The sequence below is a fragment of the Kitasatospora sp. NPDC058444 genome (assembly GCF_042721415.1).
Classification (GTDB): domain Bacteria; phylum Actinomycetota; class Actinomycetes; order Streptomycetales; family Streptomycetaceae; genus Kitasatospora.
In genome coordinates, this window is the sequence record NZ_JBHXLL010000002.1 from 63,782 (window position 1) to 80,337 (window position 16,556).

Below are 16,556 nucleotides of genomic sequence, written 5' to 3' on the forward strand. Positions count from 1 at the left end.
CCGTGTCCTCGGGGGACGGGGTCAGAGCTGCTCGACCACGTAGTCGACGCAGTGGGTGAGCGCCTCGACGTCCGCCGGGTCGATCGCCGGGAACATCGCGATGCGCAGCTGGTTGCGGCCCAGCTTGCGGTACGGCTCGGTGTCCACGATGCCGTTGGCACGCAGTGCCTTGGCGACCGCGGCGGCGTCCACCGACTCGTCGAAGTCGATGGTGCCGACCACCTGGGAGCGCTCGGCCGGGTTCGCCACGAAGGGGGTGGCGAAGGAGGACTTCTCGGCCCAGGAGTACAGCCGGGACGAGGAGTCCGCGGTGCGGGCCACCGCCCAGTCCAGCCCGCCGTTGCCGTTCAGCCACTCCAGCTGGTCGGCCAGCAGGAACAGGGTGGAGAGCGACGGGGTGTTGTACGTCTGGTCCTTCGACGAGTTGTCGATGGCCGTCGGCAGCGAGAAGAACGGCGGGATGTAGCGGCCGGAGCCGGCGATCTCGGCGGCGCGCTCCAGGGCGGCCGGGGAGAAGGTGGCCAGCCACAGGCCGCCCTCGGAGGCGAAGGACTTCTGCGGGGCGAAGTAGTAGACGTCCGTCTCGGTGATGTCCACCGGCAGGCCGCCGGCGCCCGAGGTGGCGTCGACGAGCACCAGCGAGCCCTCGTCCGCGCCGGCCGGGCGCCCGATCGGCATCGCGACGCCGGTCGAGGTCTCGTTGTGGGTGAGCCCGTAGACGTCCACGCCGGCCTCGGCGACCGGCAGCGGGTGGGTGCCCGGGGCGGTCTTGATCACGGTCGGCTCGGCGAGCCACGGCGCGGCCTTGACCGAGGAGGCGAACTTCGAGGAGAACTCGCCGAAGTCCAGGTGCTGGGACTTCTCCCGCACCAGGCCGAAGGCGGCGATGTCCCAGAAGGCGGTGGAGCCGCCGTTGCCGAGGACGACCTGGTAGCCGTCCGGCAGCGAGAACAGGCTGCTCACGCCCTCGCGCACGCGCTTGACCAGGTCCTTGATCGGGGCCTGGCGGTGCGAGGTGCCGAGCAGGGAGGTCTGGGTGGCGGCGAGGGCACTCAGGGCCTCGGGGCGCACCTTGGACGGTCCGCAGCCGAAACGGCCGTCTGCGGGCTTGATGTCAGCGGGGATCTGGATCTGAGCCACGCGCGCAGCCTACCGGCCGGAGGGTTCGGCGGGGTACGGCCGTCCGCCCGCTGAGACTGTGATCACCGCCGCTCGGCCGCCGGCCGCGGGAGCGCGACAGCGGGCCCGGCCGGAGCCGGACCCGCTGCTCAGAGGTACTGTCCGGACGCTCGTCCGGTATCCCCGGGAGGGGGTCAGCGGGCGATGGCGTCCCAGCCCTCGATCTCCTCGGGGCGGCGCGGGCCGGGGCCGATGTAGCGCGCGGAGGGGCGCACGAGCCGGCCCGTGCGCTTCTGCTCCAGGATGTGCGCCGACCAGCCGGCGGTGCGGGCGCAGGTGAACATCGAGGTGAACATGTGCGCCGGGACCTCGGCGAAGTCCAGCATGATGGCGGCCCAGAACTCGACGTTGGTGGCCAGCACGCGGTCGGGGCGGCGGTTGTGCAGCTCCTCCAGCGCGGCCTTCTCCAGCGCCTCGGCGACCTCGAAGCGCGGCGCGCCGAGCTCCTTGGCGGTGCGGCGCAGCACCCGGGCGCGCGGGTCCTCGGCGCGGTAGACGCGGTGGCCGAAGCCCATCAGCCGCTCGCCCTTGTCCAGGGCGTTCTTGACCCAGGCGGTCGCGTCGCCGGTGCGCTCGATCTCCTCGATCATGCCGAGCACGCGCGACGGCGCGCCGCCGTGCAGCGGGCCGGACATCGCGCCGACCGCGCCGGAGAGGGCGGCCGCGACGTCGGCGCCGGTGGAGGCGATGACCCGGGCGGTGAAGGTGGAGGCGTTCATGCCGTGCTCGGCGGCCGAGGTCCAGTAGGCGTCGACGGCCTTGACGTGCTTCGGGTCCGGCTCGCCGCGCCAGCGGATCATGAACCGCTCGACGACCGTCTCGGCCTTGTCGATCTCGCTCTGCGGGACCATCGGCAGGCCCTGGCCGCGGGCCGACTGGGCGACGTAGGACAGGGCCATCACGGCGGCGCGGGCGAGGTCGTCGCGGGCCTGCTCGGCGTCGATGTCCAGCAACGGCTTGAGGCCCCAGACCGGGGCGAGCATGGCGAGTGCGGACTGCACGTCGACGCGGATGTCGCCGGAGTGCACCGGGATCGGGAACGGCTCGGCGGCCGGCAGGCCGGGGTTGAACTTGCCGTCCACCAGCAGGCCCCAGACGTGGCCGAAGGAGACGTTGCCCACCAGGTCGTCGATGTCGACACCGCGGTACCGCAGGGCGCCGCCTTCACGGTCGGGTTCGGCGATCTCACTCTCGAACGCGACGACTCCCTCAAGCCCGGGTACGAAATCGGACATGCGACGGCTCCTTCAAGTTCTGCGATCGGCGCTCCGCCGTGGTGGGGCGGCGCGCCAGTGACCGAATGGTGTTTGGCACTCGGTGCCAGGGTGACAGGCACGGGGTGCATTGCGCCATACACCACCGTGGTGATGTTTCCCGCGGACCCGCCCGACCCTCCGGACGGAGGGGCCGGTCGCGCCCGGGGAGGCCCTGGGCCCCTGGAATTCCCAGGAGCCAAACGCCCGGTTCCGGACAATTCCCCGCAGGACGGGCGGCCAATCGGTGGCGGGTCACCTTGTCTCCCACCGAGGTTTGTCCGGAGGTAGCGGTGCCCGCTGCTTGTCGTACGGGATGATGTTGGCGTGCAGACCCCGGATCGCGCCCAGTCGACGCCCCCGCGCCCCGCCAACCGGACCCTGGCCGACGAGGCCCGCCCCGGCCCGGACCTCACCGTGATGCGCAAGCACTACAGCCACGAGGGCCTGGTCGAGGAGCAGCTCGCGCCCGAGCCGATCGGCCAGTTCACCCGCTGGTTCCACGAGGCGGACGACGCCGGGGTGGTGGAGCCCAACGCCATGGTGCTCTCCACCGCCGACGCCGACGGACGGCCCAGCTCGCGCACCGTCCTGCTCAAGGGCTACGACCGGCGCGGCTTCGTGTTCTTCACCAACTACGGCTCCCGCAAGGGCTCCGAGCTGGCCGCCAACCCGTACGCGGGCCTGCTGTTCCCGTGGATCGCGCTGGCCCGCCAGGTGATCGTCCAGGGCCGGGTGGAGAAGGTCGGCCGGGACGAGACCGCCGCCTACTTCCGCACCCGCCCGCACGGCTCCCAGCTGGGCGCCTGGGCCAGCGAGCAGTCCAGCCCGGTCGGCGGCCGGGAGGTCCTCGAACAGCGCTACGCCGAGCTGGAGCGGCGCTACCCGGAGGGCGAGGGCGTGCCCGTCCCGCCGTTCTGGGGCGGGTACCGGGTGGTCCCGCAGAGCGTCGAGTTCTGGCAGGGCCGGGAGAACCGGCTCCACGACCGGCTCCGCTACGTCGCCGACCCGTCCAGCCCGACGGGGTGGCGGGTGGAGCGGCTCTGCCCGTGATCCGTTCGGCCCACAGGCTCCGCGCGGCGCTCGCGCGGAGCTGATGGACCGTCACCCTCCGGTGTAGGATGCCCGTCGCGGACCTGCGCCGATGCACTTCCGGCGGGCATCCCGCTGTGCCGACACGATCGAGTGAGGGACTGATGAGCGTCACCGGTGCGGAAACCGCCGCTGGACTCGGCTCTGACCTGGTCGACGTCACCGCCCTGCCGCTCGACGAACTCGACGCCCTGCCCGACACCGTCCTCGGCGACCTGCTGCGCCGGGTGGTCGCGGACGCCCTGACCCCCGGCGCGGAACCGCTCGCCGCCTTCCAGTCGGCGCTCGACCGGTAGGGCCGTCCGCGAACCCGGCCGGTAGGGCCGGTCCCCGAACCCCCGCCGGCGCCGTCGGCGCGCCCCGCGATCCCGTCCGCGCGCCCCCGGGCGCCGGAGCGCCCCGCGCTGCCCGAGTGCGCCTGACCACCGGCTAAACCGCCCAGGGCGCCGAATCCGCCAACTCGCCAGCGGGGCCGGGGGAGTTCGCGACATGCTGGGGTATGAAACCAGCGCCGTCGCGGACCGTCGGGCACGGGGGGAAACAGGTGGTGGAGCAGGAACAGCAAAGGCCGTACTTCTTCTTCAGCTACGCGCGTCGGGACTTCGAGGCCGAGGACGCCTTCGTCAACCAGTTCTTCAACGACCTGCGCGACGAACTCGGCCGCCTGCTCGGCGCGGCCGCCCGCGCCGAGGAACTCGCCTTCCGCGACACCGAGCAGCTGCGCCTCGGCGACGACTGGGCCGAGCGGCTGGCGACGATGCTGGGCCGCAGCCGGACCATGATCGCGCTCTACTCCCCGGCCTACTTCGCCAGCCTCTACTGCGGCAAGGAGTGGACCGCCTTCCGCGGCCGGGTGCGGCGCCACCACGAGGACACCGGGGAGCTCGTCCCGGCGCTGATCCCGGTGCTCTGGGAGCCCGTCGGGTCGGGGGAGCTCGCCGCCGAGGTCACCAAGGTCCAGTGGGTCCAGCCGGACATGGGCGACGCCTACGCCCGCCACGGCCTGCGGGCCCTGCTGCGCACCGCGCAGAGCGGGGCGTACGAGCAGGTCGTCCGGGTGGTCGCGGAGCGGGTCCGGGACGCGGCCGCGCGACGGCTCGGCGAGCTGCCCGAGTTCGACCTGGGGGCGGTGCGCGGCTACTTCCCGCCCCCGGCGACGCCGGAGCCCGCGCCCAGCCCCGGGATGGTGCGGCTGTTCATCGCGGCCGGCAGCGCCTCCGAGGCCCTCGCCGCGGGCGCCGTCGAGGGCGGCTCGTACACGGGCGGCTGGTACGGGGCCAAGCCCTGGCACTGGGCGCCCTACTACCCGCCCACCCGGCCGTCCCTGGCGGCGCGCGCCCAGCAGGTGATCACCGCGGCCGGGCACACCACCACGCTGGAGGAGATCGGCCCGGGCCTCGGCGAGAAGCTCGACCAGGCCCGGGAGGACAGCCAGGTCAGCGTGCTCCTGATCGACCCGTGGGTGGCCGGCAGCGGCCGCTACCGGGCCGCGCTGAGCGAGTACGACGACCAGAACCACCCGGTCACCGGCGTGGTGGTCCCGATCGGCCGCAACGACCCGGACGGGGAGCGCGAAGCGCCGTGGACCGGCGTGCGCGGAGTGCTCCGCCGGAACTGGTTGCGCCGGAGCGACCTGGAGCACTTGTTCAGGGTGCGCGTGAACCAGGAGAGCTTCGACAGTGACCTCACCATCATGGTGACGGTCGCTCAGAACAAGCTCATGGACGACAACCTCGATTGGGGAGACGATGGCGCGGACGCCTTCGGCTTCGGCTCCGGGGACGACACCTTCGGCTTCGGCGACGGCCCGGACATGCCCGGGCTGACCATCCCGGCCGGACCGCCCGGCCCACCCGGTCCGCGCGGTCCTCGCGGTCCGCGCCAGGGCCCGCCGTCCGCGCGGCACCATTCCGATCCGGCTCCGAAGGAACTCCCCGGCCAGCGCCGGGGCCAGGACGACGCTGTCCCGCTGAGGGGAGACCAGGACGATGACCACTGAACCCGGCGCAGAGCTGGAGCGCGGCGGACCGGGATCGGTCGTCACGTTCTACTCCTTCAAGGGCGGCACCGGCCGCACCATGGCGCTCGCCAACGTCGGCTGGATCCTCGCCAGCCGCGGCCTGCGCGTCCTGGTCGTCGACTGGGACCTGGAGGCGCCCGGCCTCCACCGCTACTACCACCCGCTGCTGGTCGACCCGGAACTGCACTCCACCGACGGCCTGATCGACCTGCTGCGCTCCTACGTCAGGCAGGCGCTGCCCTCCGCCGCCGGGCCGGTCGGACTCTCCCCGGCCGCCTGGCTGGACGAGCCCGGGCGGCTGGACGCCTACGTCTGCGGCCTCGCCCTCGACCTGCCGCCCGGCGGCCGGCTCGACTTCCTGCCCGCCGGCCGGCAGAACGCCGCCTACGCCGCCGCCGTCACCAGCTTCAACTGGCGCAGCTTCTACCACGGCCGGGACATCCGCGGCGGTGAGTTCCTGCGCGAGCTGCGCGACCGCTGGGCCCACGGCTACGACTACGTGCTCATCGACAGCCGCACCGGCGTCAGCGACACCTCCGGCATCTGCACCGTCCTGATGCCCGACACCGTGGTGGACTGCTTCACCTTCAGTGCCCAGAACATCCGCGGCGGCGTCGACGCGGCCCGCGCCATCGCCGAGGCCGAGGAGCGGGCGATCCGGGTCCTGCCGGTGCCGATGCGGGTCGAGGACGCCGAGCAGGAGCGCCTGGAGGCCGGCCGCGACTACGCCCGGGAGGCCTTCGCCCCCTACCTCGGCCGCTGGCTGGCCGGCGACCGCCGGGCCGGCTACTGGGCCGACGTCGAGGTGCCGTACAAGCCCTTCTACGCCTACGAGGAGGTGCCCGCCACCGTCGCCGACCGGCCCCAGGAGGCCCGCAGCCTGCTCAACGCCTTCGAGCGGCTGGCCGGTTGGATCACCGACGGCCGGGTCAGCACCCTGCGTCCGCTCACCGCCGAGACCCGCCGCCGGCTCTACGGCGCCTACCTGCGCTCCGCCCGCGCGGTGCCGCGCCAGGTGTTCGTCAGCTACGCCCCCGAGGACCGGATGTGGGCCGAGTGGGCCGCCGGGACGCTCACCCGCTTCGGCTACCAGACCTCCCTGCACAGCGCCGCCGAGCCGTACACCGGAACCCGGCCGCCGGAGGTCGCCGGGCCGATCGAAGGCCAGGGCCGGCTGCTCGCGCTGCTCTCGCCCGAGTACACCGCGCTGCCCCGCGCGGCCGAGGTCTGGCAGCTCCTCCAGGGCCGCGAACTCGCCTCCGGATCACCGGCGTTGGTCGCCTTCCGGCTCCAGGACTCGGACGAGCCGGCGCCCCGCCCGTTCGCCGGGCCGCCGGTGCCCGACCTGGTCCGCTCCTCCGCGGTCGGCGCCGAGTCCCAGCTCTACGCCGAACTCGGCCCGCCGCCCGGCAGCAACCGCCAACTCGACACCGACAGCGGAGAGTTCGCCGCCCCCGCGCGGTTCCCCGGCACCGCCCCGCAGGTCCAGGAGGCGCCCTCGCGCAACGCCGCCTTCATCGGCCGCGGCAAGCTGCTCGAACTGCTCCGCAACCGCTTCACCGGCGGGCCCGCCGCCGTGCTCAGCCAGGTGCTCTACGGCTTCGGCGGCGCCGGCAAGTCCCAGATCGCCGCCGAGTACGCGCACCGCTTCAAGGCCGCCTACGACGTGGTCTGGTGGGTGCCCGCCGAGGAACCCGCCAACATCCCGCAGAAGCTCGCCGAACTCGCGCCCCGGCTCGGCGTGCCCACCAGCGACGACGTCGCGCACACCGCCGCCGCCGTGCTCGACGCGCTGCGCCGCGGCCAGCCGTACCGCCGGTGGCTGCTCGTCTTCGACAACGCCGGCACCCCCGAGGAACTCGCCCCCTGGCAGCCGGCCGGCTCCTCCGGCGGGCACGTGCTGATCACCTCCCGCAACCAGGGCTGGGCCCGGCACGCCGGCCTGGTGGAGGTCGACGTCTTCCTCCGCGAGGAGAGCGTCCGGCTGCTGCGCCGCTTCAACGGCGGCCTCTCCTCGGAGGACGCCGACCAGGTCGCCCAGCGCCTCGGCGACCTGCCGCTCGCCGTCGGCCAGGCCGCGGTCTGGCTCCAGGAGACGTCGATGCCGATCGCCACCTACCTCGAACTGCTCGACGAAGAGCTCACCGAGATGCTGGAGCGCACCCGGCTGCGCGCCGCCGACTACCCGCACTCGGCCGCCGCGACCTGGCGCATCTCGGTCGAGGAACTGCGCCGGATGAACGCCCCGGCGGCCCAGATCCTGGAGATCTGCGCCTTCTTCGGCCCGGACGCCATCCCGATGCGGCTGCTCTACAGCCGGGCCGTCACCCGCGCCCTGCGGCTGCCCCCGCGCGCCCCCCGCGACAAGCTCGCGATCGGCGAATTCCTGCGCGCCATCAACCGGTTCGGACTCGCCCGTACCGACCAGGGCAGTGAGACCATCACCGTGCACCGGCTGGTCCAGGCGGTGCTGCGGGACCAGGTCGAGGAGGAGCGGCGGGCCGAACTGCGCGGCGTCGTCCACGCGGCGCTCGCCACCGCCAACCCCGGCGACCCGGACGTGCCCGCGAACTGGGCCGAGTACGCCGAACTCCTGCCCCACCTCTGGCCGTCGGGGGCGCTCGACAGCGCCGACGAGGACGTCCGGCAGTGGATCATCGACTCGGTCCGCTACCAGTGGAAGCGCAGCCTGCACGAGTCCGGCCGGGAACTGGCTGAGCGGACCCTGGAGCACTGGCGCCAGGACGGCTACGGCGGGCCCGACTTCGACATCGACAACGACGCCCAGACGCTCATGCTGCGCACCCAGCTGAGCAACATCCGCCGCTCCCAGGGCGCCCTCCAGGAGGCGTACGAGATGGACCGGGACATCCTGGAGCGCTTCACCGCGACCCTGGGCCCGGAGCACTCCCACACCCTCGCCGTCGCCAACAGCCTCGGCGCCGACCTGCGCTTCCTCGGCCGCTACGACGAGGCCCGGGCGCTCGACCGCCGCACCCTGGACGCCGCCCGGCGCACCCTCGGCCCGGACCACCCGCGCACCCTGATGATCACCAACAACCTCGCCGTCTCCGACTACCTGGCCGGCGACCGCCGGGCCGCCCTGGAACGGCACCGCAGCAACTACCTCCAGCAGCGCGACGCGCTCGGCGCGCACAGCCTCTACGCGCTCTCCTCGGCCTCCAACTACGCCCGCGACCTGCGCGAGACCGGACGGCTGCGGGAAGCCCTGGACCTCCTGGAGGAGACCGTCCGGATCTACCAGCAGACCATCGGCGACAGCCACACCGACACCCTGCGCGCCCGCAAGAACCTGGCCGTGGCGCTGCGCCGGGCCGGCCGGTACCACGAGGCCCTGGAGATCGACGAGGACATCTACCAGCGCTACCTGGACATCAACGGCGCCGAGCACCCCGACACCCTGGCCGCCGCCACCAACCTGGCCAGCGACCTCAACGCCCTCGGCGACACCGGGCGGGCGATCCCGCTCGCCGAACGGGCGCTGGCGCGCTACCGCGACTACCTGGGTGAGAACCACCCGGTGACGCTGGCCGGCGCCAACAACCTCTCGGTGTACCTGCGGCTGGCGGGGCGCGCGACGGAGGCGCGCGAGCTGTCCGGCCGTACGCTGGCGCAGTTCCGCACCGTCCTCGGCGCGCACCACCTCTACATCCCGATCGCGATGATGAACCACGCCAACGACCTGTCGCTGGCCGGGGAGCTCCAGGCCGCGCTCGACCTGGAACTGGAGGCCGCGCCGCTGATGACCGTGGCCCTCGGCCAGGACCACTACGACTCCATCGGCATCAACTCCAACCTCTCGCTGTCGCTGGCCGCCCTCGGGTACACCGAACGGGCGGCGGAGCTGCGGGCGGACTGCATCCGGCGCGCCCGGATCACCCTGGGGGAGGACCACCCGACGACGATCGCCGTGCGGGCCGGGACGCGGCTGGACTCGGACGTGGAGCCGCCCCACGTGTGACGGGCCATCAGGCCGCGTGCCCTAGGCTCGCGGACATGGTGCCGTTCCGGCAGTTCCTGCTGAAGATCCACAGTCGGTGCAACCTGGCCTGCGACTACTGCTACGTGTACGAGGGCGCGGACCAGAGCTGGCGCGGGCGGCCGCGGCGGATGGAGCTCGCGACCGTCCGCCGCACCGCCCGGCGGATCGAGGAGCACGCGGCCGAGCACGGACTGGACGAGGTGTCCGTGGTGCTGCACGGCGGCGAGCCGCTGCTCGTCGGCGCCACCCATCTGGACGCCCTGCTCGGCGAGTTGGCGGCCGTCCGGCCCAGGGTGCGGTTCACCGTGCAGACCAACGGGCTGCGGCTGCTGGACGAACCGGCCCTGCTGGACGTGCTGCACCGCCACCGGGTCGCGGTCGGGATCTCGCTGGACGGCACCCGGGCCGGCCACGACCGGCACCGCAGACTGCCGTCCGGCGCGGGCAGTTGGGCGCGCACCGCCGAGGCGGTGCGGCTGCTCGGCTCGGACCGGCACCGGGAGCTGTTCGCCGGCCTGCTCTGCGTCGTCGACCTGGAGTCGGACCCGGTGGCCACCTACGAGGCGCTGCTGGAGTTCGCGCCGCCCCGGATCGACCTGCTGCTGCCGCACGCCACCTGGCGGGAGCCGCCGCCCGGGGTCCGGCCGCGGGCGGTGCCCGAGGCGCCGCCGTCGGGCATGGGGCCGGCGCCGTACGGGGAGTGGCTGATCGCCGCCTTCGACCGCTGGTACGGCGCACCGCGCCGGGAGACCGGGGTGCGGCTGTTCGAGGAGCTGGCGGTGCTGCTGCTCGGCGGGCGGGCGGCCAGTGAGGCGGTCGGGCTGGCGCCGGTCGACCTGGTGGTGGTCGAGGCGGACGGGACGATCGAGCAGGCGGACAGCCTCAAGGTGGCCTACCAGGGCGCCCCGGGGACCGGCCTGGACGTGTGGCGGCACGGCTTCGGGCAGGCGGGCTCGCACCCGGCCTTCCGGGCCCGCCAGCGGGGCCTGGCGGGCCTCGGTCCGGTCTGTGGCCGCTGCCCGCTGGCCCGGGTCTGCGGCGGGGGCCTGTACGCGCATCGGTACGCGGGGGACGGCTTCGGGCACCCGTCGGTGTACTGCGCGGACCTGGACCGGCTGATCCGGCACATCGCGGGGCGCCTGCGGGCGGGGGTGGCGGGGCTGGCGCGGAGCTGAGGCGGGGGCGGCGGACGGTGTCTCCGCTCACCCGTCCGGGTCATGCCCGGCCGCCGTCCGGCTGATCCGCCCCGGCACGGGGAGACCGCGGACGGGCCGGACGGGTTGGGCGAGGGGCCGGCCGACCGGGCCGGCAGCCGCACACACGAGGAGGAGGACCGGTGGCGGGTACGGGCGAGGTGGTGGCGGCCGGGGTACCGGGCGCCCGCGGGGCGGACGGACTGCCCCGGCACGGCGTGGACCGGGAGACGTTCCTGGCGCTCGCGGCCGCGCGCGGCGGTCCGGAGGCCGTCCGGCTGCTGCGCGCGGGGCAGTTGAGCAAGCGGGCGCTGCTGCTGCTGGCGCTGCGGCGCGCGGTGCCGGAGCACGATGGCTACCGGGAGTCGTACGCGCGGGTGCGGGCGCTGCAGCGGGACGACCGGGCCCGGTGGGAAGAGGTGCTGCTGCGGCCGGAGTTGGACGCCTGGGCGGCCGACTGCCTGCGCGGCGCGGCGGCGGGGGAGGACGTTCCGCTCGGCGGGCTGGCCGAGTTCCTCCGCCCGGACACCGGCCCACGGCTCCGGCTGGAGTGCGACGGGCTGCGCTGGGCGCCGTCCATCGACCACGCCGGTCCGCGGCGGGTGGACTACGGGCGGCCGCCGGCCGGTCCGCTCCCGGAGACCGAACTCAGGCTCTGGGAGCAGCGGTTGTCGGAAGCCTGGGGCGTGCTGGTGCGCCGTCACCGCCGCCATGCGCGGGCCGTCGCGGCCTGCGTGACCACCGTCGTGCCACTGCGGCCCGCCCCCGGCGGGGAGGCGGTGAGCGCCGCCGCCCGGCGGGCGTACGGCGCGGTGGCGGCCTCGCTGCCTGGCGATCCGGTGCTCCTGGCGCTGGCGCTGGTGCACGAGTTCCTGCACGTCCAACTCGGTGCGCTGCTGGACCTGGTGCCGCTGCACCGACCCAACGGCGCGGCCGTCTACCACGCCCCCTGGCGGCCCGACCCGCGCCCGGCCGGGGCGCTGCTCCAGGGGGCGTACGCGCACCTTGGCGTGGCGGACTTCTGGTGGGCGGAGGCGGCCGCGGGGGAGGGTGGCGCCGACCGCGCGCACGGGGAGTTCGCGCGCTGGCGGACGCACACCCTGACCGCCGGGGAGACGCTCCTGGGCTGTGGTGAACTGACGCCGAGCGGGCTGGAGTTCACCCGCGAGATGGTGCGGACCGTCCGGCGGCTCGGCGAGCCGGGGGAATGAATCCCGGGCGTCGGACGCTTGGCCGGATGGCGTGCTTGCCGGGGTGCTTCTCGGGGCACTCCCGGGGTGTGACCAGCTGCTCGTCCCGATCCTCGTCCCGGCGCCGGTGCCGGTCCTGGTTCTGGCCGTCGCGGCGCCTGTCCCGGTGGCGCGCTTCGGCGTGCGCCAGGGCGAAGTGCGCGACCGCTGAACGGGTGAATTCTGGGGGCTCAGCGCGCTGTCGTGCGACGTCGGCCGCCTGAGGAGCCCAACGTGAGTTCGCAACGTGCCGCGCGGAGTCTTCGCGGGCACTACATTTGGTCGCAACCGGGTGGGCTTACCCACCCTCGGCAGGTCCTAACCGCGCCTAAGGAAACGAATATGACTCCGGTAACCAGCACCAGGCCGGCCGGCAAGCTCACTGACCCTCAGGAGACGCCGGAACGCCCCTCCCTCGCCGATCTCGCCGCGCTCGGCGCGGAGGAGCTTGCCTCCCGGCTCCAGCGCGCGCTCCCCGGCGCGGACTCCGGCCTCGTGCCGGTCGCCGCCTTCAACTCCTCGATCTGACCCGGCCCGGATCTCCGAGCGGAACCCAGACCGAGCAGACCGAACCGAACCGAACAGTTCCATGACGACGTTGATTCCGCTGCCGTTGACGCAGTTCGTGGTCAAGATGCACAGCAGGTGCGATCTGGCCTGCGACCACTGCTACGTCTACGAACACGCGGACAGCAGCTGGCGTTCCCGGCCGAAGGTCATCGCGGACGGGATCATGGCCAAGGCCGCCGAGCGCATCGGTGAGCACGCGGCCGCCCACCGGCTGCCCGCCGTCCGGGTCGTCCTGCACGGGGGAGAACCCCTGCTCGCCGGCCCGGACCGCTTGCGCCGCGCCGCCGGGACGCTCCGGGCGGCACTCCCGCCCGGCTGCGCGCTCGACCTGCGCATCCACACCAACGGCGTGCTGTTGAGCCGGGACTTCTGCTCGCTGTTCGCGGAGCAGGACATCAAGGTCGGCATCTCGCTGGACGGCGACCGGGCCGCCAACGACCGCCACCGGCGGTTCGCCGACGGACGCAGCAGCCACCCGCAGGTGCTGCGGGCGGTCGCGCTGCTGAACGAGCCCGAGTACCGGCACCTGTTCGCCGGGCTGCTGTGCACGATGGACGTCGAGAACGACCCGGTGGCCGTGTACCGGGCGCTGGCCGAACTCCGCCCGCCCGCCGTGGACTTCCTGCTTCCGCACGCCACCTGGGACGAGCCGCCCAAGCGCCCCGCCGCACTCGGTGCCACCCCGTACGCCGACTGGCTGCTGACCGTCCACGGGCTGTGGGAGGCGGACGGACGGCCGTTCGCCGTACGGACCTTCGAGTCCGTGCACCGGACCCTGCGGGGCTTCTCCAGCCTCACCGAGTCGCTCGGCCTGGAGCCCTCCGACCTGGCGGTGCTGGAGACGGACGGGACCTTCGAGCAGGCCGACAGCCTGAAGACCGCGTACGACGGCGCGCCCGTCACCGGCATGAACGTCTTCGCGCACAGCCTCGACGACCTGGCCCGCCACCCCGGCATCGCCGCCCGCCAGTCCGGCCTGCCCGGGCTGAGCGAGGCCTGCCGCGCCTGCTCCGTGGTCCGCTCCTGCGGTGGCGGGCTGTACGCCCACCGCTATCGGAGCGACGATGGAGGAGGCAGCTTCGACCATCCCTCCGTCTACTGCGGTGATCTCATGACGTTCATCAACGGCATTGCGGGGAACGGGAGTTCGACTGGCGTTCCGGTGCAGGCGACCGAGGCCCCCCGGCCCGGCGCCGAGCCGCTGCCGCCCGGCGCGCTCACCCCGTCGCAACTCGACCCGTCGCAACTCGACGAGCTGGCGCGCGGATACGGGAGCGCGGAGACCGTCGCCGCGCTCGGCCGCTCCCAACTCGCCCTCACCCGGGCGATGCTGGCCGCCGCCTGGGACGCCTCCGGACAGGGGCGGGCCGAGGCGTGGGCCCTGCTGGCGGAACTCGACGCGGCGGCCCCCGCCGCCGTGGACACCGTGCTCGCCCACCCGTACGCCCGCGCCTGGGCGGCCCGCAGGCTCGCCGGGGACCTCCCGGTCGGGCTCGGCCCGCTGGCCGCGCTCGCCGCGGCGGCCGCGGTGCGGGCCGGGCGGGGGGACGCGGTGCCGGTGCCGGTCCGGGGCGGGTGGCTGCACCTGCCGACACTCGGCCGGATCGCCGTACCCGACGGCGAGGCCGTGGTCACCGGGCGGGCGCACGGGTTCGAGGTGCGGGCCTCCGACGGCACGGTGCGCACCGTGCTGGACGAACCGCTGCGGCGGGTCCGGCTGGCCGGCGGCTGGACCGTCGCCCTGGAGGACGCCGACCCGCTGCGCGACTGCCACGACCACCCGGTGGCGGAGCGCCTGACCGAGGGCGAACTCCTCGACTGGACGGGAGCGTTGCGCGAGGCCTGGGAACTGCTCGGGCGGGACCTGCCCGGGTACGCGGAAGGCATCCGGGCCGGCCTGGCGACGGTCACCCCGTTGCGGCCCGGCCCGACCGGCCGGGACGTCAGCTCGGCGGCCCGGCAGGCGTACGGCGCGGTCGGCATCGCCCGGCCGGCCACCGCGCCGACCCTCGCCCTGCTGCTCGCGCACGAGTTCCAGCACGTCAAGCTCGGGGCGGTGCTGGACCTGACGGACCTGTACGACCGCGCCGACACCACGCTGTACCTCGCCCCTTGGCGGCCCGACCCCCGGCCGCTCGAAGGGCTGCTCCAGGGCACGTACGCCCACCTGGCCGTCACCGAGTACTGGGGCACCCGCACCCGCGCGTACGACGGACTGCCGGGCGAGGCCGCCGACCGGGCGCGGGAGCAGTTCGCGCTCTGGCGGCGGTACACCGCCGAGGCCGTGGAGCGGCTGGCGTCGTCCGGGGCCCTGACCGGGACCGGCTCGCGCTTCGCCGACGGCATGCGTGCCACCGTGGCACCCTGGCTCGCCCTGCCGCTGCCCGCCGCCGCCGAGCAGGCGGCCGACCGGGCACGGCGGGAACGAGCGGGGATCTGACCTCCCACTCGCGCCGCCCCGGGTCCTCCCTCGCCCGGGGCCATCAACCCCGGGGAAACGCCATCCTCACCGAATCCCGCGCCGGCAGCGTCGCCGTCGCCTCCCCCGTCCATCCCCCCGTCCATCCCCTCGTCCGCGACCTGGTCCGCGACCTCGCCGGCCTCGGGGTCCGCCCGGGCACGGTGCTGCACGTCCAGGCGTCCCTGCGCGCCCTCGGACCGGTGCCGGGCGGGGCGGCCGGTGTGGTCGGGGCCCTGCTCGAAGTCCTGGGCCCCGACGGCACCCTGGTCGCCTACACCGCGACGCCCGAGAACTCCGCCACCTCCCGCATCCACCAGTCCGCCACCGCCGGGCTCACCCCGGCGGAGACGGCCGACTACCAGGCCCGGATGCCCCGCTTCGACCCGGCCACCACCCCGGCCTCGCCCTCCATGGGGGCGCTGTCGGAGGCGGTCCGCACCCACCCGGGCGCGCGGCGCAGCCACCACCCGCAGACCTCCTGGGCGGCCGTGGGCCGGCTCGCCCGGGAGATCACCGGCCACCACCCGCTGACCTCCCACCTCGGCCCCGAGTCGCCGCTCGGGCGGCTCTACGACCTGGACGCCCGGGTGCTGATGCTCGGCGTCCCGATGGACCGCTTCACCGCCTTCCATCTGGCCGACCTGCGGATGCCCGACGTCCCGGTGCGCGAGTACCGCTGCGTCGGGGCGGACGGCTGGACCACCTTCCAGGCCCCCGACCTCGACGACCTCCACTTCGACCGACTCGGCGCCGAAGTCCTGCGCACCGCCCGCGGCATCACCACCGCCCGCATCGGCACCGCCGACTGCCGCCTCGTCCCGGTCCGCGAGGCCGTCGACCTCGCCGAAACCATCCTCCGCCGCAGCCACCCCTGAACCCGCCGCCGTTCCCACCCTCACCCCCATCGCGTGCGCGAGAAGTCGGCCGGCCCGACTTCTCGTGTGCGCGGTACTTCCCGGTGAGCCGAGGGGCGGGGTCGGTCCGTGCCGCAGGATGCGTGGGGTTCGGGTTGTGAAGGGCGCCCGGCGTGGGAAGTCGGCCGGCCCGACTTCCCACGTACGCGGTGACTCCCGGCGAGCCGAGGGGTGAGATCGGCCCGCGCCGCAGGACGCGTGGTTCGGGTTGTGAAGGGTGCCCGGCGTGGGAAGTCGGCCGGCCCGACTTTCTATGCGCAAGGGGGCGTGGTCCATGTCCGTGTGCTCTGTTGGGCTGACGTTGTGGCGCATGAGAAGTCGGGCCGGCCGACTTCTTGTGCATGCTTCGCGCGCGGGCTCTTGGGCGGAATATGTAGACCGGTCTACATGGCCACTGGTGTCGGGTCCCGTTGAGCGCGAGAAGTCGGCCGAGCCGACTTCTCGCGGTGCCCCTTCCGGGTTCCGCGTGGGGGATCCGGCGGGTGGGGTGCCGTGCTCGGCCGGGGCCTGGTCCTGCCGTGCGTGAGAAGTCGGCGGGGCCGACTTCTCACGCGCCCGGGTGCCGCTGGGCGTACGGCGGCCGGCGGGGCGACAGGGAGGGATACAAAACAGAACCACACCCCCACGCAGGGAGGGGAGAGG

The 16,556-nt window shown here is 74.2% G+C and carries 11 protein-coding genes; 9 read left to right on the forward strand and 2 right to left on the reverse strand.

The window, feature by feature from the left end:
* Positions 1–21: 21 nt before the first annotated feature.
* Together serC and ACFWP2_RS02895 are read right to left on the reverse strand one after the other, a co-directional pair.
* On the reverse strand, positions 22–1,140 hold the full coding sequence (gene serC / locus ACFWP2_RS02890) for a phosphoserine transaminase (RefSeq protein WP_380447640.1): 1,119 nt from the start codon (positions 1,138–1,140) through the stop codon (positions 22–24).
* A gap of 173 nt (positions 1,141–1,313) precedes the next feature.
* Positions 1,314–2,414: a citrate synthase 2 gene (locus ACFWP2_RS02895; protein ID WP_380447642.1), complete on the reverse strand. Its 1,101-nt coding sequence runs from the start codon at positions 2,412–2,414 to the stop codon at positions 1,314–1,316.
* A 345-nt stretch (positions 2,415–2,759) separates the two neighbouring features.
* Between ACFWP2_RS02895 and pdxH the strand changes: the two genes are divergently transcribed.
* The 9 genes from pdxH to ACFWP2_RS02940 all read left to right on the forward strand — a co-directional run bounded on the left by pdxH (position 2,760) and on the right by ACFWP2_RS02940 (position 15,875).
* The gene (gene pdxH, locus ACFWP2_RS02900) at positions 2,760–3,485 is read left to right on the forward strand and encodes a pyridoxamine 5'-phosphate oxidase (RefSeq protein ID WP_380447644.1); all 726 of its coding nucleotides are present in this window, start codon (positions 2,760–2,762) and stop codon (positions 3,483–3,485) included.
* A gap of 143 nt (positions 3,486–3,628) precedes the next feature.
* Entirely contained in the window at positions 3,629–3,820 is a 192-nt protein-coding gene (gene fxsA, locus ACFWP2_RS02905; RefSeq protein WP_360348294.1) for an FxSxx-COOH cyclophane-containing RiPP peptide, read from the forward strand.
* 251 nt (positions 3,821–4,071) lie between these two features.
* Positions 4,072–5,523: a TIR-like protein FxsC gene (locus ACFWP2_RS02910; protein WP_380447646.1), complete on the forward strand. Its 1,452-nt coding sequence runs from the start codon at positions 4,072–4,074 to the stop codon at positions 5,521–5,523.
* On the forward strand, positions 5,513–9,526 hold the full coding sequence (gene fxsT / locus ACFWP2_RS02915; protein WP_380447648.1) for an FxSxx-COOH system tetratricopeptide repeat protein: 4,014 nt from the start codon (positions 5,513–5,515) through the stop codon (positions 9,524–9,526). The genes ACFWP2_RS02910 and fxsT overlap by 11 nt, the downstream gene beginning before the upstream one ends.
* A gap of 35 nt (positions 9,527–9,561) precedes the next feature.
* Positions 9,562–10,722 (forward strand): FxsB family cyclophane-forming radical SAM/SPASM peptide maturase, encoded by a 1,161-nt coding sequence (locus ACFWP2_RS02920; protein ID WP_380447650.1) that lies wholly within the window; start codon positions 9,562–9,564, stop codon positions 10,720–10,722.
* A gap of 161 nt (positions 10,723–10,883) precedes the next feature.
* Positions 10,884–11,951 carry an aKG-HExxH-type peptide beta-hydroxylase gene (locus ACFWP2_RS02925; RefSeq protein ID WP_380447652.1) on the forward strand — a complete coding sequence of 356 codons (1,068 nt, stop codon included), beginning with the start codon at positions 10,884–10,886 and terminating at the stop codon, positions 11,949–11,951.
* A 360-nt stretch (positions 11,952–12,311) separates the two neighbouring features.
* The gene (locus tag ACFWP2_RS02930) at positions 12,312–12,497 is read left to right on the forward strand and encodes a hypothetical protein (protein ID WP_049660424.1); all 186 of its coding nucleotides are present in this window, start codon (positions 12,312–12,314) and stop codon (positions 12,495–12,497) included.
* A 61-nt stretch (positions 12,498–12,558) separates the two neighbouring features.
* A complete protein-coding gene (locus ACFWP2_RS02935; RefSeq protein WP_380447655.1) occupies positions 12,559–14,979 on the forward strand; it encodes an FxsB family cyclophane-forming radical SAM/SPASM peptide maturase in 2,421 nt (806 codons plus the stop codon).
* A 182-nt stretch (positions 14,980–15,161) separates the two neighbouring features.
* A complete protein-coding gene (locus ACFWP2_RS02940) occupies positions 15,162–15,875 on the forward strand; it encodes an aminoglycoside N(3)-acetyltransferase (RefSeq protein ID WP_380447657.1) in 714 nt (237 codons plus the stop codon).
* Positions 15,876–16,556: the final 681 nt, after the last annotated feature.

Coding starts and splice junctions, on each gene's coding strand:
- ACFWP2_RS02935 (WP_380447655.1), top strand. CDS start 12,559: ATGACGACGTTGATTCCGCTGCCGTTGACGCAGTTCGTGGTCAAGATG.
- ACFWP2_RS02930 (WP_049660424.1), top strand. CDS start 12,312: ATGACTCCGGTAACCAGCACCAGGCCGGCCGGCAAGCTCACTGACCCT.
- ACFWP2_RS02920 (WP_380447650.1), top strand. CDS start 9,562: ATGGTGCCGTTCCGGCAGTTCCTGCTGAAGATCCACAGTCGGTGCAAC.
- fxsT (WP_380447648.1), top strand. CDS start 5,513: ATGACCACTGAACCCGGCGCAGAGCTGGAGCGCGGCGGACCGGGATCG.
- fxsA (WP_360348294.1), top strand. CDS start 3,629: ATGAGCGTCACCGGTGCGGAAACCGCCGCTGGACTCGGCTCTGACCTG.
- ACFWP2_RS02895 (WP_380447642.1), bottom strand. CDS start 2,414: ATGTCCGATTTCGTACCCGGGCTTGAGGGAGTCGTCGCGTTCGAGAGT.